The organism is Streptomyces sp. NPDC085946 (assembly GCF_044540485.1).
Lineage (GTDB): Bacteria > Actinomycetota > Actinomycetes > Streptomycetales > Streptomycetaceae > Streptomyces.
On record NZ_JBITSF010000007.1, the window covers coordinates 1 to 16,501 of the forward strand.

Genomic DNA, 16,501 nt, shown 5'->3' on the forward strand with positions numbered 1-16,501 from the left:
GGGCTTTCCTCCGGGCGCTTCCCTTCGGTCTTGCGTTTCCGACTCTATCAGATCTTTCCGATCCGATTTCCTCGGTGCTTTCCAGGTTCCCGCTTTCGCGTTTCCCTTTCCGGCGCTTCCGACTTTATCAGAGATTCTGAGTCGGATTTCCCGCCCCTCCGGAGGTGACTCCGGCGCACACGAGGTGGCCGGGTTCCCGTCCGAGCGGGGTTGTAAACGTACTGGAGCGGGGCGCCGCGATGCAAATCGCGGCGCCCCGCTCCCGGTTCGGGCGGACGAGCGTCCTACGGACCGTCAGACCTCCACGACGACGGGGAGGATCATCGGCCTGCGCCGGTAGGTGTCCGAGACCCACTTGCCGAGGGTCCTGCGCACCAGCTGCTGGAGCTGGTGGGGCTCCACGACGCCGTCCTGGGCCGAGCGCTCCAGCGACTCCGTGATCTTGGGGATCACGGCTCCGAAGGCGGAGTCGTCGATGCCCGAGCCGCGGGCCTGGATGTGCGGGCCGCCCGTGATCTTGCCGGTGGACGAGTCGATGACCAGGAAGACCGAGATGATGCCCTCGTCGCCGAGGATCTTGCGGTCCTTCAGGGCCGGCTCGCCGACGTCGCCGACGGAGAGGCCGTCGACGTAGACGTATCCCGCCTGGACCTTGCCGGAGATCTTGGCCTTGCCCTCGATCAGGTCGACGGCCACGCCGTCCTCGGCGATGACGATGCGGTCGTGCGGGACGCCGGTCAGGGCGCCCAGCTCGGCGTTGGCGCGCAGGTGGCGCCATTCGCCGTGCACCGGCATCAGGTTCTTCGGGCGGCAGATGTTGTAGAAGTACAGGAGCTCGCCCGCGGACGCGTGGCCGGAGACGTGCACCTTGGCGTTGCCCTTGTGGACGACGTTGGCGCCCCAGCGGGTCAGGCCGTTGATCACGCGGTAGACCGCGTTCTCGTTGCCGGGGATGAGGGACGACGCCAGGATCACCGTGTCGCCGTCGACGATGCGGATCTGGTGGTCGCGGTTGGCCATGCGGGACAGCGCGGCCATCGGTTCGCCCTGCGAGCCCGTGCAGACCAGGACCACCTCGTGGTCCGGGAGGTCGTCGAGGGTCTTGACGTCGACGACCAGGCCCGGCGGGACCTTCAGGTAGCCGAGGTCGCGGGCGATGCCCATGTTGCGGACCATGGAGCGGCCGACGAAGGCGACCCGGCGGCCGTACTCGTGCGCCGCGTCCAGGATCTGCTGGATGCGGTGGACGTGGCTGGCGAAGCTCGCCACGATGATCCGCTTGCGGGCGTTGGCGAAGACCGTGCGCAGCACGTTGGAGATGTCGCGCTCGGGCGGGACGAAGCCCGGGACCTCCGCGTTCGTCGAGTCGGCGAGGAGGAGGTCGATGCCCTCCTCGCTGAGGCGGGCGAACGCGTGCAGGTCCGTGAGGCGGTTGTCCAGCGGGAGCTGGTCCATCTTGAAGTCGCCGGTGTGGACCACCATGCCCGCGGGGGTGCGGATGGCGACGGCCAGCGCGTCGGGGATGGAGTGGTTGACCGCGACGAACTCGCAGTCGAAGGGGCCGATGCGCTCGCGGTGTCCCTCCGCCACCTCGAGGGTGTACGGGCGGATGCGGTGCTCCTGGAGCTTGGCCTCGATGAGGGCGAGGGTCAGCTTGGAGCCGATCAGCGGGATGTCCGGCTTCTCGCGCAGGAGGTAGGGGACGCCGCCGATGTGGTCCTCGTGGCCGTGCGTGAGGACGACGCCCTCGATGTCGTCGAGGCGGTCCCGGATGGACGAGAAGTCCGGCAGGATCAGGTCGATTCCGGGCTGCTCCTCCTCGGGGAAGAGCACTCCGCAGTCGACGATCAACAGGCGGCCGCCGTACTCGAAGACGGTCATGTTCCGGCCGATCTCGCCGAGGCCGCCGAGCGGGGTGACCCGCAGGCCGCCCTCGGGGAGGGGCGGCGGCGAGCCGAGTTCAGGGTGCGGATGACTCAAAAGACTCTCCTCAACCACGCGCGCCACGTACCGGTGGGGCACGTGGCGCGCGTGACGTTCGTGCAGAAGCAGTTGTGGTGGTGGGACGCAGGCACCGGTGGCCTGCTTATTCAGTTGTGAAGCCGGTGCGCGGGAGCCGCGCGAAGTCTGTTGTCAGAGCTGTACCCCGCCGGCGGCAAGATCGATCTTGAGCTGTTCGACCTCTTCCGGCGTGCACTCGATCATGGGGGCGCGCAGCGGGCCGGCGGGCAGACCCTGCAGCGCGAGCGCCGCCTTGGTGGTCATCACGCCCTGGGTCCGGAAGATGCCCGTGTAGACGGGGAGCAGCTTCTGGTGGATCTCGGTCGCCTTCTGGACGTCGCCCGCGGTGTACGCGTCGACGAGGGCGCGCAGCTCGGGGGTGACGACGTGGCCGACGACCGAGACGAAGCCGACCGCGCCCACGGAGAGCAGCGGCAGGTTCAGCATGTCGTCGCCGGAGTACCAGGCGAGGCCGGAGCGGGAGATGGCCCAGCTCGCCCGGCCGAGGTCGCCCTTGGCGTCCTTGTTGGCGACGATCCGGGGGTGCTCGGCGAGGCGGACGAGCGTCTCCGTGTTGATCGGCACGCCGCTGCGGCCCGGGATGTCGTAGAGCATGACCGGCAGTCCGGTGGCGTCGGCGACGGCCGTGAAGTGCCGGTACAGGCCCTCCTGAGGGGGCTTGTTGTAGTACGGCGTGACGACCAGCAGGCCGTGTGCGCCGGTGCGCTCGGCCGTGCGGGCGAGCTCGATGCTGTGGTGGGTGTCGTTGGTGCCGACTCCGGCCACGACGTGGGCGCGGTCTCCGACGGCCTCCAGGACGGCTCGTACGAGGTCCGCTTTCTCCGCGTCGCTGGTGGTGGGGGACTCGCCGGTGGTGCCGTTGACGATCAGGCCGTCGTTGCCTGCGTCCACCAGGTGCGCGGCGAGCCGCTGTGCGCCGTCGAGGTCGAGTGCGCCGTCCGCCGTGAAGGGCGTGACCATGGCGGTGAGGACCCGCCCGAAGGGGGTCTGCGGAGTGGAGGTCGGAGCCATGGGTTACACGCTACTCGTTGCTCAGAGCGGGGTCTGCCCTCGGGGCGGGCGGCAAGTCATGACAAAGGGGGAGCCCGGCACTGCCTGCTCGGGGGTTCAAGCAGTGCCGGACCCGTTTGATCAGGCTAGATGAACTTCGCCAAACGGCGCAATACGGACACTTCGGGCGACTGACGCGCACATCTGTGCCCGGCGGGACGCGGGACGCGCTACGGCGCCACCCGGCCGTTCGCGTTGAAGGCGGCGTGGGTGAGCGGCATCAGCCGGGCCCACTCCTGCTCCATCTTCTCGCCGACCATCTCGATCTCCCGCTGCGGGAAGGACGGGACCTTGGCCAGCTCGTGCTGGGTGCGCAAGCCGAGGAAGTGCATCAGCGAGCGGGCGTTGCAGGTGGCGTACATCGAGGAGTACAGGCCCACCGGGAGGACCGAGCGGGCGACCTCGCGGGCGACGCCGGCGGCGAGCATCTCCTGGTACGCCTCGTACGCCTGCCGGTAGGAGTCCTCCATGACGCGGCCGACGAGCTCCTGCTGGGCGGCGGTGCCCTCGACGAACCGGTACTTGCCCGGGCGGCCCTCCTGGACCAGCTTGCGGGACTCGTCGGGGACGTAGAAGACCGGCTGGAGCTCGCGGTAGCGGCCCGACTCCTCGTTGTAGGACCAGCCGACGCGGTGCCGCATGAACTCGCGGAAGACGAAGATCGGGGCGCTGATGAAGAAGGTCATCGAGTTGTGCTCGAAGGGGCTGCCGTGGCGGTCCCGCATCAGGTAGTTGATCAGGCCCTTGGAGCGCTCCGGGTCCTTGTTCAGCTCGTCGAGGGACTGCTCGCCGACGGTCGAGACGCGGGCGGCGAAGAGCACGTCCGCGTCGGAGGCGGTGTGCTTGACCAGCTCGACGGTGACGTCGCTGCGGAAGTCGGGCTTGAGGTCGTCGGCGGGGGTGTCGGTCACGGTTTCGCTGGGCCTTCCCGTCTCGTGTTGTGGCGACGCCACTCTACGGCCCGCCGGGCGGTGCGCTCGGACCCGTGCCGCGATGAGGCCGGTGAAACGGGGCACCTCTGCGGGAGCTCGTTCGTCTCTACCGATGACAGTGATCCGTTCCGTCCCCCGAAGGGAGTTGCACCACCGATGTCCGGTCGGCGTGAACCCGTCCCGTTCGCCTTCCTCGCCGAAGCCGACAGGTTCCGCAGCAACGTCACTCCCCCGCCCCCCGAGCGGGCGTCCGCCGGCCAGATCGCCGGGCGCTGGCTGCTGGGCCTCACCGTCATCGCCGCCCTCGTGGGCTCCCTGGTCATCGGGATGCCCGCGCTCTCCCTCGACCAGGCGCCACCGCAGACCCGGCAGTCCCAGGCGACCGAACACCGCTGAGCCGGCCCGGGACGGGGACTGACTCCATCCGGACCCCCGGCGGTGGTGACCCGGGACACAGCTCGGTAGCCTCACCGGGCACAGTCCCAGCATGGATCGAGTGAGGACCAGTCGTGCCCCTGCCCTTCCTGACGGCCGACCGCGCTTTCGAGGCAGCGGACGACGTCCCGCTGCCTCACGACGACCGGGACCGCTGGCGGCGTCCGTACCGTCCCGGGCCCTGGCGCGTGGGAGCGGCGGCGCTCGCGCTGCTGCTCGCCTCCTTCGTCCTGTTCGCCGCGGTGATCATCGCGGCGACGGCGTCGGTGGCGTCGGCCGGTGCGGTCTTCGGCATCGCGCTGGTCCTCATCGGCTGCGCCCTGCGCCTGCTGCGCGTGGGCGTGTGGGTCAGCGGCCGGGGACTGCGGCACGTGGGCTTCCTCGGCACGCGTACGGCGCCCTGGGAGCAGGTGGCCGCGGTGCGCACGGTGCAGCAGCCGGTGCGCGTGCTCGGCCTGCCGCGGACGGTGCAGGGCCAGGCGCTGGTCCTCGTCCGGCGGGGCCGGGCGGCGGACTCCCCGCCGGCGCTGCTGACCACGCACAACGCGGACTTCCTGGGGCGCTCGGAGGCGTTCGACCGGGCCGCCGACACGATCGAGGCGTGGGCCGAGGAGCACGGGCGCGGCTGAGCCGGGAGACACGTGAAGGGGCCGGTCCGCGGGTGCGGACCGGCCCCTCGTCCGTGCGGCCGGGGCTCGGGGTCAGACTCCGAGCCGCCTGCCGTCGTGCAGGGCGATCGCGCGCTGCATCGCCTTGCGGGCGCGCGGGGTGTCACGGGCGTCGTGGTAGGCGACGGCGAGGCGGAACCAGCTGCGCCAGTCGTCGGGCGCGGCCTCCGTCTCGGCCTTGCGGCGGGCGAAGACCTCGTCGGCCGAGTCCCGGTCGATCCGGCCGCTGGGGAGACGTTTCAGCTCGTCGACGGGCAGGCCGCCCTCGGCGTCGAGTTCGGCGGCGAGCTGGTTGGCCCTGCGGACGAACTGGGTGTTCTTCCACAGGAACCACAGGCCGATCACCGGCAGGATCAGCACCGCGACCCCGAAGGTGACGGTGAGGGGCGTGCCGGTCTCGATGAGCAGCACGCCGCGGCTGCCGACCAGGAGGAAGTAGACGACCAGGACGGCGGCCGTGACGGCGTAGGAGATCTTCGCGCGCATGGGTGGAGGGACCTCGTGTCAGCCCAGGTCCAGGAAGTGCTCCAGGCCGAAGGTGAGGCCCGGAGTGGTCACCACCCGGCGGGCGCCGAGCAGGATGCCCGGCATGAAGCTGCTGTGGTGCAGGGAGTCGTGCCGGACGGTGAGGGTCTCGCCCTCGCCGCCCAGCAGCACCTCCTGGTGGGCGAGCAGGCCGCGCAGGCGGATCGCGTGGACCGGGACGCCGTCGACGCTGGCGCCGCGGGCGCCGTCCAGGGCGGTGGCCGTGGCGTCCGGGGCCGGCGCGGAGCCGGCCTTGGCGCGGGCCTCGGCGATGAGCTGGGCGGTGCGCGTGGCGGTGCCGGAGGGGGCGTCCACCTTGTTCGGGTGGTGCAGCTCCACGACCTCCACGGACTCGAAGTACGGCGCGGCGATCTGCGCGAACTTCATGGTCAGGACCGCGCCGATGGAGAAGTTCGGCGCGATGAGCACGCCCGTCCCCGGGGACCGGTCGAGCCAGCCGCGCAGCCGGGCGAGGCGCTCGTCGGTCCAGCCGGTCGTGCCGACGACCGCGTGGATGCCGTGGCGCACGCAGTAGTCGAGGTTGTCCATCACCGAGGCGGGGGTGGTCAGTTCGACGGCGACCTGGGCACCGGACTCGGCCAGCGTCTCCAGCGAGTCGCCCCGGCCGAGGGCGGCGACCAGTTCCATGTCCTCGGCGGCCTCGACGGCCCGTACCGCCTCGGAGCCGATCCGGCCCTTGGCGCCCAGGACCGCCACGCGCAGCTTGCTCATCTCTTGTTGCTTCCTTACCGGAGGGGATTAGGCGACGGCGTCGTGCAGCCGGGACGCCTGCTTGTCCTTCAGCGGGCCGATGACCGACAGGGAGGGCCGGCGTCCCAGGACCTCGCGGGCGACGGAGCGGACGTCGTCCGGCGTGACCGAGGCTATCCGGGAGAGCATGTCGTCGACCGACATCTGCTCGCCCCAGCACAGCTCGCTCTTGCCGATGCGGTTCATCAGCGCGCCGGTGTCCTCCAGGCCGAGGACCGTGGAGCCCTGGAGCTGGCCGATGGCGCGTCCGATCTCGTCGTCCGACAGGCCGTGCTCGGCGACGTGGTCGAGCTCGTCGCGGCAGATCCTCAGCACGTCGTGCACCTGGCTCGGACGGCAGCCGGCGTACACGCCGAACAGGCCGCAGTCGGCGAAGCCGGAGGTGTACGAGTACACGCTGTAGGCCAGGCCGCGCTTCTCGCGGACCTCCTGGAAGAGCCGGGAGGACATGCCGCCGCCGAGGGCCGTGTTCAGCACGCCGAGGGCCCAGCGGCGCTCGTCGGTGCGGGCCAGGCCCGGCATGCCGAGGACGACGTGCGCCTGCTCGGTCTTGCGGCCGATCAGCTCGACGCGGCCGGCCGTGCGCAGGGTGCGGCTGCCGCCGCGCGGGGCGACGGGCTCGGCCTCGGCGTTGCGGAAGGCACCGGCCTTCTCGAAGGCGGCGCGGACCTGGCGCACGACCTTGTTGTGGTCGATGTTGCCGGCGCAGGCGACCACGAGGTGGGTCGGGTCGTAGTGCTTCTTGTAGAAGCGGCGGATGCGGTCGGCCGTCAGGGCGTTGACCGTGTCGACCGTGCCGAGGACCGGGCGGCCGAGGGGGTTGTCGCCGAACATGGTGTGCGCGAACAGGTCGTGCACGCAGTCGCCCGGGTCGTCCTCGGTCATCGCGATCTCCTCGAGGATGGCGCCGCGCTCGACGTCGACGTCCTCCTCGCGGATGAGCGAGCCGGTGAGCATGTCGCAGACGACGTCGATGGCGAGCGGCAGGTCGGTGTCGAGCACGCGCGCGTAGTAGCACGTGTACTCCTTCGCCGTGAACGCGTTCATCTCGCCGCCGACCGCGTCGAGGGCGGAGGAGATGTCGAGGGCGGACCTGCGGGTGGTGCCCTTGAAGAGCAGGTGTTCCAGGTAGTGCGTGGCGCCGTTCAGGGCCGGGGTCTCGTCGCGGGAGCCGACGTGCGCCCAGATGCCGAAGGTCGCCGAGCGGACCGAGGGCAGGGTCTCGGTGACGATGCGCAGGCCGCCCGGGAGGGTGGTCTTGCGGACCGTGCCGATGCCGTTCTCGCCCTTGATCAGGGTTTGGGTACGGGCGACGGCCCGCGCCTCCGAAGAGGTGCGGGCCGTCGCCTTGGAGCCGGGGGACGTCACTGGTCGGCGTCGTCCTTCTTCTCGTCGCTGTCGGACTCGGACTCGCCCTCGATCACGGGGATGAGGGAGAGCTTGCCGCGGGAGTCGATCTCGGCGATCTCGACCTGGACCTTCTGGCCCACGCCGAGCACGTCCTCGACGTTCTCCACGCGCTTGCCGCCGGCCAGCTTGCGGATCTGCGAGATGTGCAGCAGACCGTCCTTGCCGGGCAGCAGGGAGACGAACGCACCGAAGGTGGTCGTCTTCACGACCGTACCGAGGTAGCGCTCGCCGACCTCGGGCATCGTCGGGTTGGCGATGCCGTTGATCGTGGCGCGGGCGGCCTCGGCGGACGGGCCGTCGGCGGCACCGATGTAGATGGTGCCGTCGTCCTCGATGGTGATCTCGGCGCCGGTGTCCTCCTGGATCTGGTTGATCATCTTGCCCTTGGGGCCGATGACCTCACCGATCTTGTCGACCGGGATCTTCACGGTGATGATCCGCGGCGCGTTCGGGGACATCTCGTCCGGCGTGTCGATCGCTTCCATCATCACGTCGAGGATGTGGAGGCGGGCGTCGCGGGCCTGCTTGAGGGCCGCGGCCAGGACGGAGGCCGGGATGCCGTCCAGCTTGGTGTCGAGCTGGAGGGCGGTCACGAAGTCCTTCGTGCCGGCGACCTTGAAGTCCATGTCGCCGAAGGCGTCCTCCGCACCGAGGATGTCGGTGAGGGTGACGTAGTGCGTCTCGCCCTCGATCTCCTGGGAGATCAGGCCCATGGCGATACCGGCGACGGGGGCCTTGAGCGGCACACCGGCGTTCAGCAGCGACATGGTGGAGGCGCAGACCGAGCCCATGGAGGTCGAGCCGTTCGAGCTGAGCGCCTCGGACACCTGGCGGATCGCGTAGGGGAACTCCTCGCGGGTCGGCAGGACCGGGATCAGGGCGCGCTCGGCGAGGGCGCCGTGGCCGATCTCGCGGCGCTTCGGGGAGCCGACGCGGCCGGTCTCGCCGGTGGAGTACGGCGGGAAGTTGTAGTTGTGCATGTAGCGCTTGCGGGTCACCGGGGAGAGGGTGTCCAGCTGCTGCTCCATGCGGAGCATGTTCAGGGTGGTGACGCCCAGGATCTGGGTCTCACCGCGCTCGAACACGGCGGAGCCGTGCACCCGCGGGATGGCCTCGACCTCGGCGGCCAGGGTGCGGATGTCCGTCAGCCCGCGGCCGTCGATGCGCTTCTTCTCCTTGATCACGCGCTCGCGGACCAGCTGCTTGGTGAGCGAGCGGTACGCGGCGGAGATCTCCTTCTCGCGGCCCTCGAACTCCGGCAGGAGCTTCTCGGCGGCGAGCTGCTTGACGCGGTCCAGCTCCGCCTCGCGCTCCTGCTTGCCGGCGATGGTGAGCGCCTGGGCGAGCTCGGGGCGGACGGCGGCGGTGAGCGCCTCGAAGACGTCGTCCTGGTAGTCCAGGAAGATCGGGAACTCGGCGGTCGGCTTGGCGGCCTTGGCGGCGAGGTCCGACTGGGCCTTGCAGAGCACCTTGATGTAGGGCTTCGCGGCTTCCAGACCGGCGGCGACGACCTCCTCGGTGGGGGCCTCGGCACCGCCCTCGACCAGCTTGATGGTCTTCTCGGTGGCCTCGGCCTCGACCATCATGATCGCGACGTCGCCGTCCTCCAGGACGCGGCCCGCGACGACCATGTCGAAGACGGCGTCCTCGAGCTCGGTGTGCGTCGGGAAGGCCACCCACTGACCGCGGATCAGCGCGACGCGGACGCCGCCGATCGGGCCGGAGAAGGGCAGGCCGGCCAGCTGCGTGGACGCGGACGCGGCGTTGATCGCCACGACGTCGTACAGGTGATCGGGGTTGAGCGCCATGATCGTGGCGACGACCTGGATCTCGTTGCGCAGGCCCTTCTTGAAGGACGGGCGCAGCGGGCGGTCGATGAGGCGGCAGGTGAGGATCGCGTCCTCGGAGGGCCGGCCCTCACGGCGGAAGAAGCTGCCGGGGATCTTGCCGGCGGCGTACATCCGCTCCTCGACGTCCACCGTCAGCGGGAAGAAGTCGAGCTGGTCCTTGGGGTTCTTGGACGCGGTGGTGGCCGACAGCACCATGGTGTCGTCGTCCAGGTACGCCACGGCGGAGCCGGCGGCCTGCTTGGCCAGGCGGCCCGTCTCGAAGCGGATGGTGCGGGTGCCGAAGGCGCCGTTGTCGATGACGGCCTCGGCGTAGTGGGTCTCGTTCTCCACTAGCGTTTTCTCCTCGTCCTCGTCCCTCCTCGCCCGTGTGGCGGGGGGACGGTGGCGGAGAAGCGCTCCGTCTGGTGCGGGCCGGTCTTCGATCGAAGCACCCGGGGTTCCTGCCCGGGGGCCACTACCGAGGACCGGCGGCGGCGAGGTGCGCTTCTCCTCGTTCTCTTCGTTCTTTCGTCTTCCGGTGACGTGCGTCGTCGTGCGACGCCCGCCGTTGTGTGACGTTCCCCGTCACGTCGTGGTGATGCATGCCCGGTACGGGGCCGCGTCATCACGCTGAGTCGTACGTGCTGCGTTGTGCTACCACACTACAAAGCGGGAGTGACACCGCGCACGTACAGCAAAGGGAGCGGCCCCCTTTTCCCGGGAACCGCTCCCTCCACGGCGTCTTACTTGGCGCCCGCCGCGCCGCGGCGGATGCCGAGGCGGTCGACCAGCGCGCGGAAGCGCTGGATGTCCTTCTTGGCGAGGTACTGCAGCAGGCGACGGCGCTGACCGACCAGGATCAGCAGACCACGGCGGGAGTGGTGGTCGTGCTTGTGGGTCTTGAGGTGCTCCGTCAGGTCGGAGATCCGACGGGACAGCAGGGCGACCTGGACCTCGGGGGAGCCGGTGTCACCCTCCTTGGTACCGAACTCGGAGATGATCTGCTTCTTCACTGCGGCGTCGAGCGACACTCGTACTCCTCATGGTCTGTGAACGGCCACCGAGTGCCCCCGGTCTGCATCGCGGGGGAGCTTCCGTTACTCGGGAGGCGGGGATCCGCTGGGCGCGGCCTCCAGAGCGGTGGGCTCCGGGGGTGCGTACGCATACGGCCGTCAGCCAGGGTACCAGCCTGGCCGGATGCGATCCGCCGGGGACCGGGCGCTGCTCAGCCCGTCATGGAGCGCACGGTGGTGAGGACCCCGAGCGCGGCGAGGCAGAGCGGGACCAGGGTGAGCAGCACGGCGGACTCGGCGAGGTCGAGGAAGCGGCCCCAGAAGGGCGACAGTCCCTTGCGCGGGACGACGAGGCCGACGGCGGTGACCAGGGCGGCGCCGGCCGCGACCGCAGCGGTCAGCCAGATGGTGCGGGTGTCGAGCGCTCCCCGGTCGCCGTGCAGGACGAACTCGGTCAGGGCCCCGGCCGGCGGGTTGAGGGCCAGGCCGAGCAGCAGCAGGGCGACGGCCCCGATGCCCGCCACGAGGGCGCAGGCCACCTGGGCGGTGTAGCGGAACAGGCGGGCGCGGATCAGCATGGACAGGCCGGTGGCCAGGGCCAGGAGCTGACCCCACACGTTGTCGGAGAAGCCGAGGACGGCCGCGGAGGCGACGACGACGGCCGCGGTGCCGCCCACCAGGCCCAGCAGCATCTCGTGGCCGCGGCGGGCCTGGGCGGCGATGGCCTCGGCGTCCAGGGCCTCGGTGTCGGCGCCGTGCGCGGGGTCCGGGTCGAGGTCGTCGTGGGCGGCGGAGCGCGGGGAGGCGTAGCCGATGGGCAGCCGGGCGAAGCGCGCGGACAGGCCGGGCAGGAAGGCGACCACGCCGACGGCGCAGGGGGCGCACACCGCCGCGGTGGCGGTGGCGGACGCCTCCGCGACGATCGCCGTGAAGGTGGCCAGGGTGCCGACCGCGGCCAGGAAGGTGGCCGCCACGAAGGGCGCGTCCGAGCGGGGGGCGAGCGCCACCAGGGCCACCGAGGCCACCAGGACGGCCACGCAGCCCAGCATGAACTGGAGCTTGCCCGGTCCCTGCCCGGCGGCGGGCGCGACGATCCCGGACCCCGCGATCAGCAGCAGCGGCAGCGCGCCCAGGCCGAGGGCGACGGCCGAGCCCCGGTCGTCGTAGACCCGGGCGCGGACGCCGGCGAAGGCGGTCAGCAGGACGCCGAGGCCGCCCGCGACGATGCCGGGCAGGCCGTGCATGTCGTGGCGCACCGGGTCGGCGAACCACAGGACGAAGCCGAGCAGCAGCAGGAGCAGGGCGCCTCCGGTCAGGCCCGCCACGCGCAGCAGGTCGTCGCTCCACAGGTGCCGGTCGCGCACGACCGCGGAGGCGACGGCGTCCGCGACGTCGTCGTGGACGGCGGGCGGCAGCGACTCCGCGAACGGGCGGAGGCTGAGCACCTCGCCGTCCAGGACCCGCTCGTCGGCCAGGGTGCGGGCGCCGTCCAGGACGCGGCCGTCGCGGCGCACCAGGTGGTACCCCGTGGGGCTGCCGACCGGCTGGGTCTGGCCCGTCAGGCGCAGGATCTCCGGATAGACGTCGGCCACGGGGATGTCCACCGGGAGCGCCACGTCGATACGGCTGTCGGGTGCCACGACAGTGACTCTGCTGAACCCGGTCGCCGTGGTCGTACTCACCTTCACTGACCCCCTGCTTCGCGGATGCGTACGCTGCGGGGCGCCACCCTACCGACATGCCGTGCCGGTCGTGACAAGTAGGATCACCGGAAAGCGGAGGACGACCGTCACCACGGGGGTGCCGGTGCACAACCGATCGTCCGTACAGGGGGATTGATGCTCCGGTGAGCCAGATCGTCATCAAGCGCCCGCCACGTACCCTGCCGCCCGAAGTGCCCTCGGACGAGCTGCACCTGGAGGCTCCTCCCGAACTGCCGCGCGGGCAGCAGGAGGGCATCCTGATGCAGGTCCTGCCGACCCTCGGCATGGGCTCGTCGGTGGTGTTCTACTTCGCCTCCCCCAACGCCCATCCGTTCATGCGGATCATGGGCGTGGTGATGCTGGTGTCGACGGCCGCGATGGTGGTCGCGCAGATCGTCCGCTACCGCCGGGGTACGCAGGGGCAAATGGCCGACGTGCGCCGCGACTACCTCCGGTACCTCGCCCAGACGCGCCGCACGGTGCGCCGCACGGCGCTGCGCCAGCGCGACGCGCAGCTCTACCTGCACCCCGCGCCGGAGCAGCTGTGGGCGGTCGTCGCCGAGGGCAGCCGGGTCTGGGAACGGCGCGTCGGCGACGGCGACTTCGGGCAGGTGCGCGTGGGCCTCGGCCCGCAGCAGCTGGCCACCCCGCTGGTCGCTCCGCACACCGCCCCGGTGGACGAGCTGGAGCCGCTGTGCGCCGGCGCCATGCAGCGTTTCCTGTCCGTGCACGGGCAGTTGGACGGCCTGCCGGTGGCGGTGTCGCTGCGCGCCTTCTACCACGTGACGATCTCCGGCGACCCGGACAGCGCGCACGCCTCGGCCCGGGCCCTGATCGCCCAGGCCGTCACCCTGCACTCCCCCGACGACCTGCTGGTGGCCGTGGTCGCGGCGCCGGGAGCGGTGGGCCGGTGGGACTGGACGAAGTGGCTGCCGCACTGCCAGGTGCCGGGGCAGCTCGACGGGGCCGGCACGCGCCGCCTGTTCGGGGACGACCTCGGCGAGCTGGAGCAGCTGCTGGCGGCCCGGCTGGAGGGCCGGCCGCGGTTCAGCCGCGACGGCCGGCCGCTGCTGGACCAGCCGCACGTCCTGGTCGTCCTCGACGGCGGGATGGTGCCTCCGACCTCGGCGTTCGCGGCCCCGGAGGGCCTGCAGGGCGTCACCGTCGTCGAGGTCGTCCCGGGCGAGCTGGACCGGCCGCGCGGCGACCTCTCCGTCGTCGTACGGCCCGAGCGGCTGTGGCTGGACTCCGGGAGCGGGATCGCCTACGAGGGGGTGCCCGACGGAATGTCCCTGCCCGCGGCGGAGGCGCTGGCGCGGCAGCTGGCGCCGCTGCGCATGGGCGGCGGGGACGACGACGAACCGCTGCTGGCGAACCTGGACTTCACCGATCTGCTGGGGCTCGGCGACGCGGCGTCCGTGGACGTCCGGCGCACCTGGCGGCCGCGGTCCGTCCCGGAGCGGTTGCGCGTGCCGATCGGCGTCGGGGAGAGCGGCCAGCCCGTGATGCTGGACCTGAAGGAGGCCGCCCAGGACGGCATGGGCCCGCACGGCCTGTGCGTCGGGGCGACCGGCTCCGGCAAGTCGGAGCTGCTGCGCACGCTGGTGCTGGGCCTGGCGGTCACGCACTCCTCCGAGACGCTGAACTTCGTCCTGGCGGACTTCAAGGGCGGCGCGACCTTCGCGGGCATGTCCCAGATGCCCCACGTCGCCGCCGTGATCACCAACCTCGCCGACGACCTGACGCTCGTCGACCGCATGGGCGACGCGATCCGCGGCGAACTCCAGCGCCGCCAGGAGCTGCTGCGCGCGGCCGGCAACTACGCCAACATCCACGACTACGAGAAGGCCCGGGCGGCCGGCGCCCCGCTGGAGCCGCTGGCGTCGCTGGTCCTGGTGATCGACGAGTTCAGCGAACTGCTCACCGCCAAGCCCGACTTCATCGACATGTTCATCCAGATCGGGCGCATCGGCCGTTCGCTGGGCGTGCACCTGCTGCTCGCCTCGCAGCGGCTGGAGGAGGGCCGGCTGCGCGGGCTCGACACCTACCTGTCGTACCGGATCGGTCTGCGGACGTTCTCAGCGGCGGAGTCGCGCGCGGCGCTCGGCGTGCCGGACGCGTACCACCTGCCGTCCGTCCCCGGCTCGGGCTACCTGAAGTTCGGCACGGACGAGATGGTGCGCTTCAAGGCGGCGTACGTGTCGGGTCCGTACCGCGCGGGCGGGCCAGAGGCCGGGCAGAACCGGATGCCCGTGGAGCGGCGGCCGGCGCTGTTCACCGCGGCCCCGGTGCCCGTGGTGCACGCGGCGCCCGACCCCGGGCAGCAGCGCACGCCCGCCCGGCCGGAGGACGACGCGCTGGCCGACACCGTGCTGGACGTCGTCGTGCAGCGGCTGGAGGGGCAGGGCGTGCCCGCGCACCAGGTGTGGCTCCCGCCGCTGGACCGGGCGCCGGCCCTGGACGAGCTGCTGCCCGCGCTGGCCGTCACGCCGCAGCGCGGGGTGCACCCGCCGGAGTACACCCGGCTGGGCGGCCTGACGGTCCCGCTCGGTCTGATCGACAAGCCCTTCGAGCAGAAGCGGGAGGTCCTGTACCAGGACTTCTCGGCCGCCGCGGGCCACATGATGGTGGTCGGCGGCCCGCAGTCGGGCAAGTCGACCCTGCTGCGCACCCTGGTGTCGTCCTTCGCGCTGACCCACACCCCGCACGAGGTGCAGTTCTACTGCCTGGACTTCGGCGGCGGCGGCCTGGCCGCGGTGGCCGACCTGCCGCACGTCGGCGGGGTCGCATCCCGGCTGGACCCGGAGCGCGTGCGGCGCACGGTCGCGGAGGTCGCGGGCATCCTCAACCGCCGCGAGCAGTTCTTCCGCGCCCACGGCATCGACTCCGTCGCCACCTACCGGCGGCGGCGCGCGGCGGGCGACCTGCCCGGCGAGGCGTGGGGCGACGTGTTCCTGGTCATCGACGGCTGGGGCAACTTCCGCAACGACTACGAGGGCCTCGAGGGCGTCGTCAACGACATCGCCGGCCGGGGCCTGGGCTACGGCGTCCACGTGGTCCTCTCCGCCTCCCGGTACATGGAGGTGCGGGCGGTCCTCAAGGACCAGATCCTCGGCCGGCTGGAGCTGCGCCTGGGCGACGCGATGGACTCCGAGTTCGACCGCAAGGTCGCCGTGAACGTGCCGGCCGGGGTGCCCGGCCGGGGCCAGGTCCCGCAGAAGCTGCACTTCATGACGGCGCTGCCGCGGATCGACGCGACCTCCGGCGCCGAGGACCTGGCCGACGCCACGGCCCGGCTGGTGCAGGCGGTCAAGGAGCACTGGCAGGGGCCGCCCGCCCCGGCCGTGCGCCTGCTCCCCCGCAAGCTGCCGGCCGACCGGCTCCCCAAGGGCTTCGAGTTCCCGCAGCACGGCATCGCGATCGGCATCGACGAGGCGAACCTGGAGCCGGTCTACGTCGACCTGGACACCGACCCGTTCCTCCTCGTCTTCGGCGAGAGCGAGTCCGGCAAGACGAACCTGCTGCGCCTGATCGCGAAGCAGATCGCCGAGCGCTACACCCCGGCCGAGGCGCGGATCGTGGTCGGCGACTACCGGCGCACCATGCTGGAGGCGGTGCCGGAGCAGCACCTGCTGGAGTACGCGCCGATGGCGTCGGCGATGCAGGTGCACATGGACGCCGTACGGCAGTTCATGGAGATGCGCGCGCCCAAGCCGGACATCACGCCGCAGCAGCTGCGCGACCGCAGCTGGTGGAACGGCCCGCAGCTGTTCGTCATCGTCGACGACTACGAGCTGGTCGCCACCAACTCCGGCAACCCGCTGTCGCAGCTCGTGGAGCACCTGCCCTTCGCGCGGGACGTGGGCGTGAAGTTCGTCATCGCGCGCAGTGCGGCGGGCGCGTCCCGCGCCATGTACGAGTCGTTCATGCAGCGGCTGAAGGAACTCGGCGCGCAGGGCGTGGTGTTGTCCGGCGACCCGGCCGAGGGCGACATCCTCGGCAACGTCCGGGCGCGCCCCATGCCGCCGGGCCGCGGCGTGTTCGTGTCGAGGAAGCGCGGTACGCCCCTGATTCAGGTGGGCTTGCTTCCGCAACGGCACTAAAGTGATCGACTGGTTGTGACCCGGTGTCCGGGTCGAGGTG

The 16,501-nt window shown here is 71.4% G+C and carries 12 protein-coding genes; 3 read left to right on the top strand and 9 right to left on the bottom strand.

What is annotated here, in order from left to right; genetic code table 11:
- Positions 1-294: 294 nt before the first annotated feature.
- The 3 genes from ACIF8T_RS15950 to thyX all read right to left on the bottom strand — a co-directional run bounded on the left by ACIF8T_RS15950 (position 295) and on the right by thyX (position 3,983).
- The gene (locus ACIF8T_RS15950) at positions 295-1,980 is read right to left on the bottom strand and encodes a ribonuclease J (protein WP_400035352.1); all 1,686 of its coding nucleotides are present in this window, start codon (positions 1,978-1,980) and stop codon (positions 295-297) included.
- Positions 1,981-2,133: 153 nt separating this feature from the next.
- On the bottom strand, positions 2,134-3,033 hold the full coding sequence (dapA, locus tag ACIF8T_RS15955) for a 4-hydroxy-tetrahydrodipicolinate synthase (protein ID WP_400035354.1): 900 nt from the start codon (positions 3,031-3,033) through the stop codon (positions 2,134-2,136).
- 209 nt (positions 3,034-3,242) lie between these two features.
- Positions 3,243-3,983: an FAD-dependent thymidylate synthase gene (gene thyX / locus ACIF8T_RS15960; RefSeq protein WP_400035355.1), complete on the bottom strand. Its 741-nt coding sequence runs from the start codon at positions 3,981-3,983 to the stop codon at positions 3,243-3,245.
- 177 nt (positions 3,984-4,160) lie between these two features.
- Here thyX and ACIF8T_RS15965 point away from each other — a divergent pair, with 177 nt between their 5' ends.
- The gene (locus tag ACIF8T_RS15965; RefSeq protein ID WP_400035357.1) at positions 4,161-4,400 is read left to right on the top strand and encodes a hypothetical protein; all 240 of its coding nucleotides are present in this window, start codon (positions 4,161-4,163) and stop codon (positions 4,398-4,400) included.
- Between the two features lie 113 nt (positions 4,401-4,513).
- Positions 4,514-5,068, top strand: a complete 555-nt coding sequence (locus ACIF8T_RS15970) for a PH domain-containing protein (RefSeq protein ID WP_400035359.1) — start codon at positions 4,514-4,516, stop codon at positions 5,066-5,068.
- A gap of 72 nt (positions 5,069-5,140) precedes the next feature.
- Here ACIF8T_RS15970 and ACIF8T_RS15975 read toward each other — a convergent pair whose 3' ends face one another.
- The 6 genes from ACIF8T_RS15975 to eccD form a co-directional block, all read right to left on the bottom strand.
- Positions 5,141-5,593, bottom strand: coding sequence for a hypothetical protein (locus ACIF8T_RS15975; protein WP_400035361.1), 453 nt, complete (start codon positions 5,591-5,593; stop codon positions 5,141-5,143).
- 18 nt (positions 5,594-5,611) lie between these two features.
- Complete coding sequence (gene dapB, locus ACIF8T_RS15980; protein WP_400035363.1) at positions 5,612-6,364, bottom strand: 4-hydroxy-tetrahydrodipicolinate reductase; 753 nt, start codon at positions 6,362-6,364, stop codon at positions 5,612-5,614.
- Between the two features lie 27 nt (positions 6,365-6,391).
- Positions 6,392-7,771 carry a M16 family metallopeptidase gene (locus tag ACIF8T_RS15985; RefSeq protein WP_400035365.1) on the bottom strand — a complete coding sequence of 460 codons (1,380 nt, stop codon included), beginning with the start codon at positions 7,769-7,771 and terminating at the stop codon, positions 6,392-6,394.
- Positions 7,768-9,993: a polyribonucleotide nucleotidyltransferase gene (locus ACIF8T_RS15990; protein ID WP_400035366.1), complete on the bottom strand. Its 2,226-nt coding sequence runs from the start codon at positions 9,991-9,993 to the stop codon at positions 7,768-7,770. Before ACIF8T_RS15990 ends, ACIF8T_RS15985 begins: the two co-directional genes overlap by 4 nt.
- Before the next feature lie 392 nt (positions 9,994-10,385).
- Positions 10,386-10,673 carry a 30S ribosomal protein S15 gene (gene rpsO / locus ACIF8T_RS15995; RefSeq protein WP_004924725.1) on the bottom strand — a complete coding sequence of 96 codons (288 nt, stop codon included), beginning with the start codon at positions 10,671-10,673 and terminating at the stop codon, positions 10,386-10,388.
- 194 nt (positions 10,674-10,867) lie between these two features.
- Positions 10,868-12,337 carry a type VII secretion integral membrane protein EccD gene (gene eccD / locus ACIF8T_RS16000; protein ID WP_400035369.1) on the bottom strand — a complete coding sequence of 490 codons (1,470 nt, stop codon included), beginning with the start codon at positions 12,335-12,337 and terminating at the stop codon, positions 10,868-10,870.
- Between the two features lie 164 nt (positions 12,338-12,501).
- Here eccD and eccCa point away from each other — a divergent pair, with 164 nt between their 5' ends.
- The gene (gene eccCa / locus ACIF8T_RS16005) at positions 12,502-16,461 is read left to right on the top strand and encodes a type VII secretion protein EccCa (RefSeq protein WP_400035371.1); all 3,960 of its coding nucleotides are present in this window, start codon (positions 12,502-12,504) and stop codon (positions 16,459-16,461) included.
- Positions 16,462-16,501 lie beyond the last annotated feature (40 nt).

Bases quoted from the DNA above. Each gene is read 5' to 3' on its own strand.
- ACIF8T_RS15965 (WP_400035357.1), top strand. From the start codon at position 4,161: ATGTCCGGTCGGCGTGAACCCGTCCCGTTCGCCTTCCTCGCCGAAGCC.
- ACIF8T_RS15975 (WP_400035361.1), bottom strand. From the start codon at position 5,593: ATGCGCGCGAAGATCTCCTACGCCGTCACGGCCGCCGTCCTGGTCGTC.
- dapB (WP_400035363.1), bottom strand. From the start codon at position 6,364: ATGAGCAAGCTGCGCGTGGCGGTCCTGGGCGCCAAGGGCCGGATCGGC.
- dapA (WP_400035354.1), bottom strand. From the start codon at position 3,033: ATGGCTCCGACCTCCACTCCGCAGACCCCCTTCGGGCGGGTCCTCACC.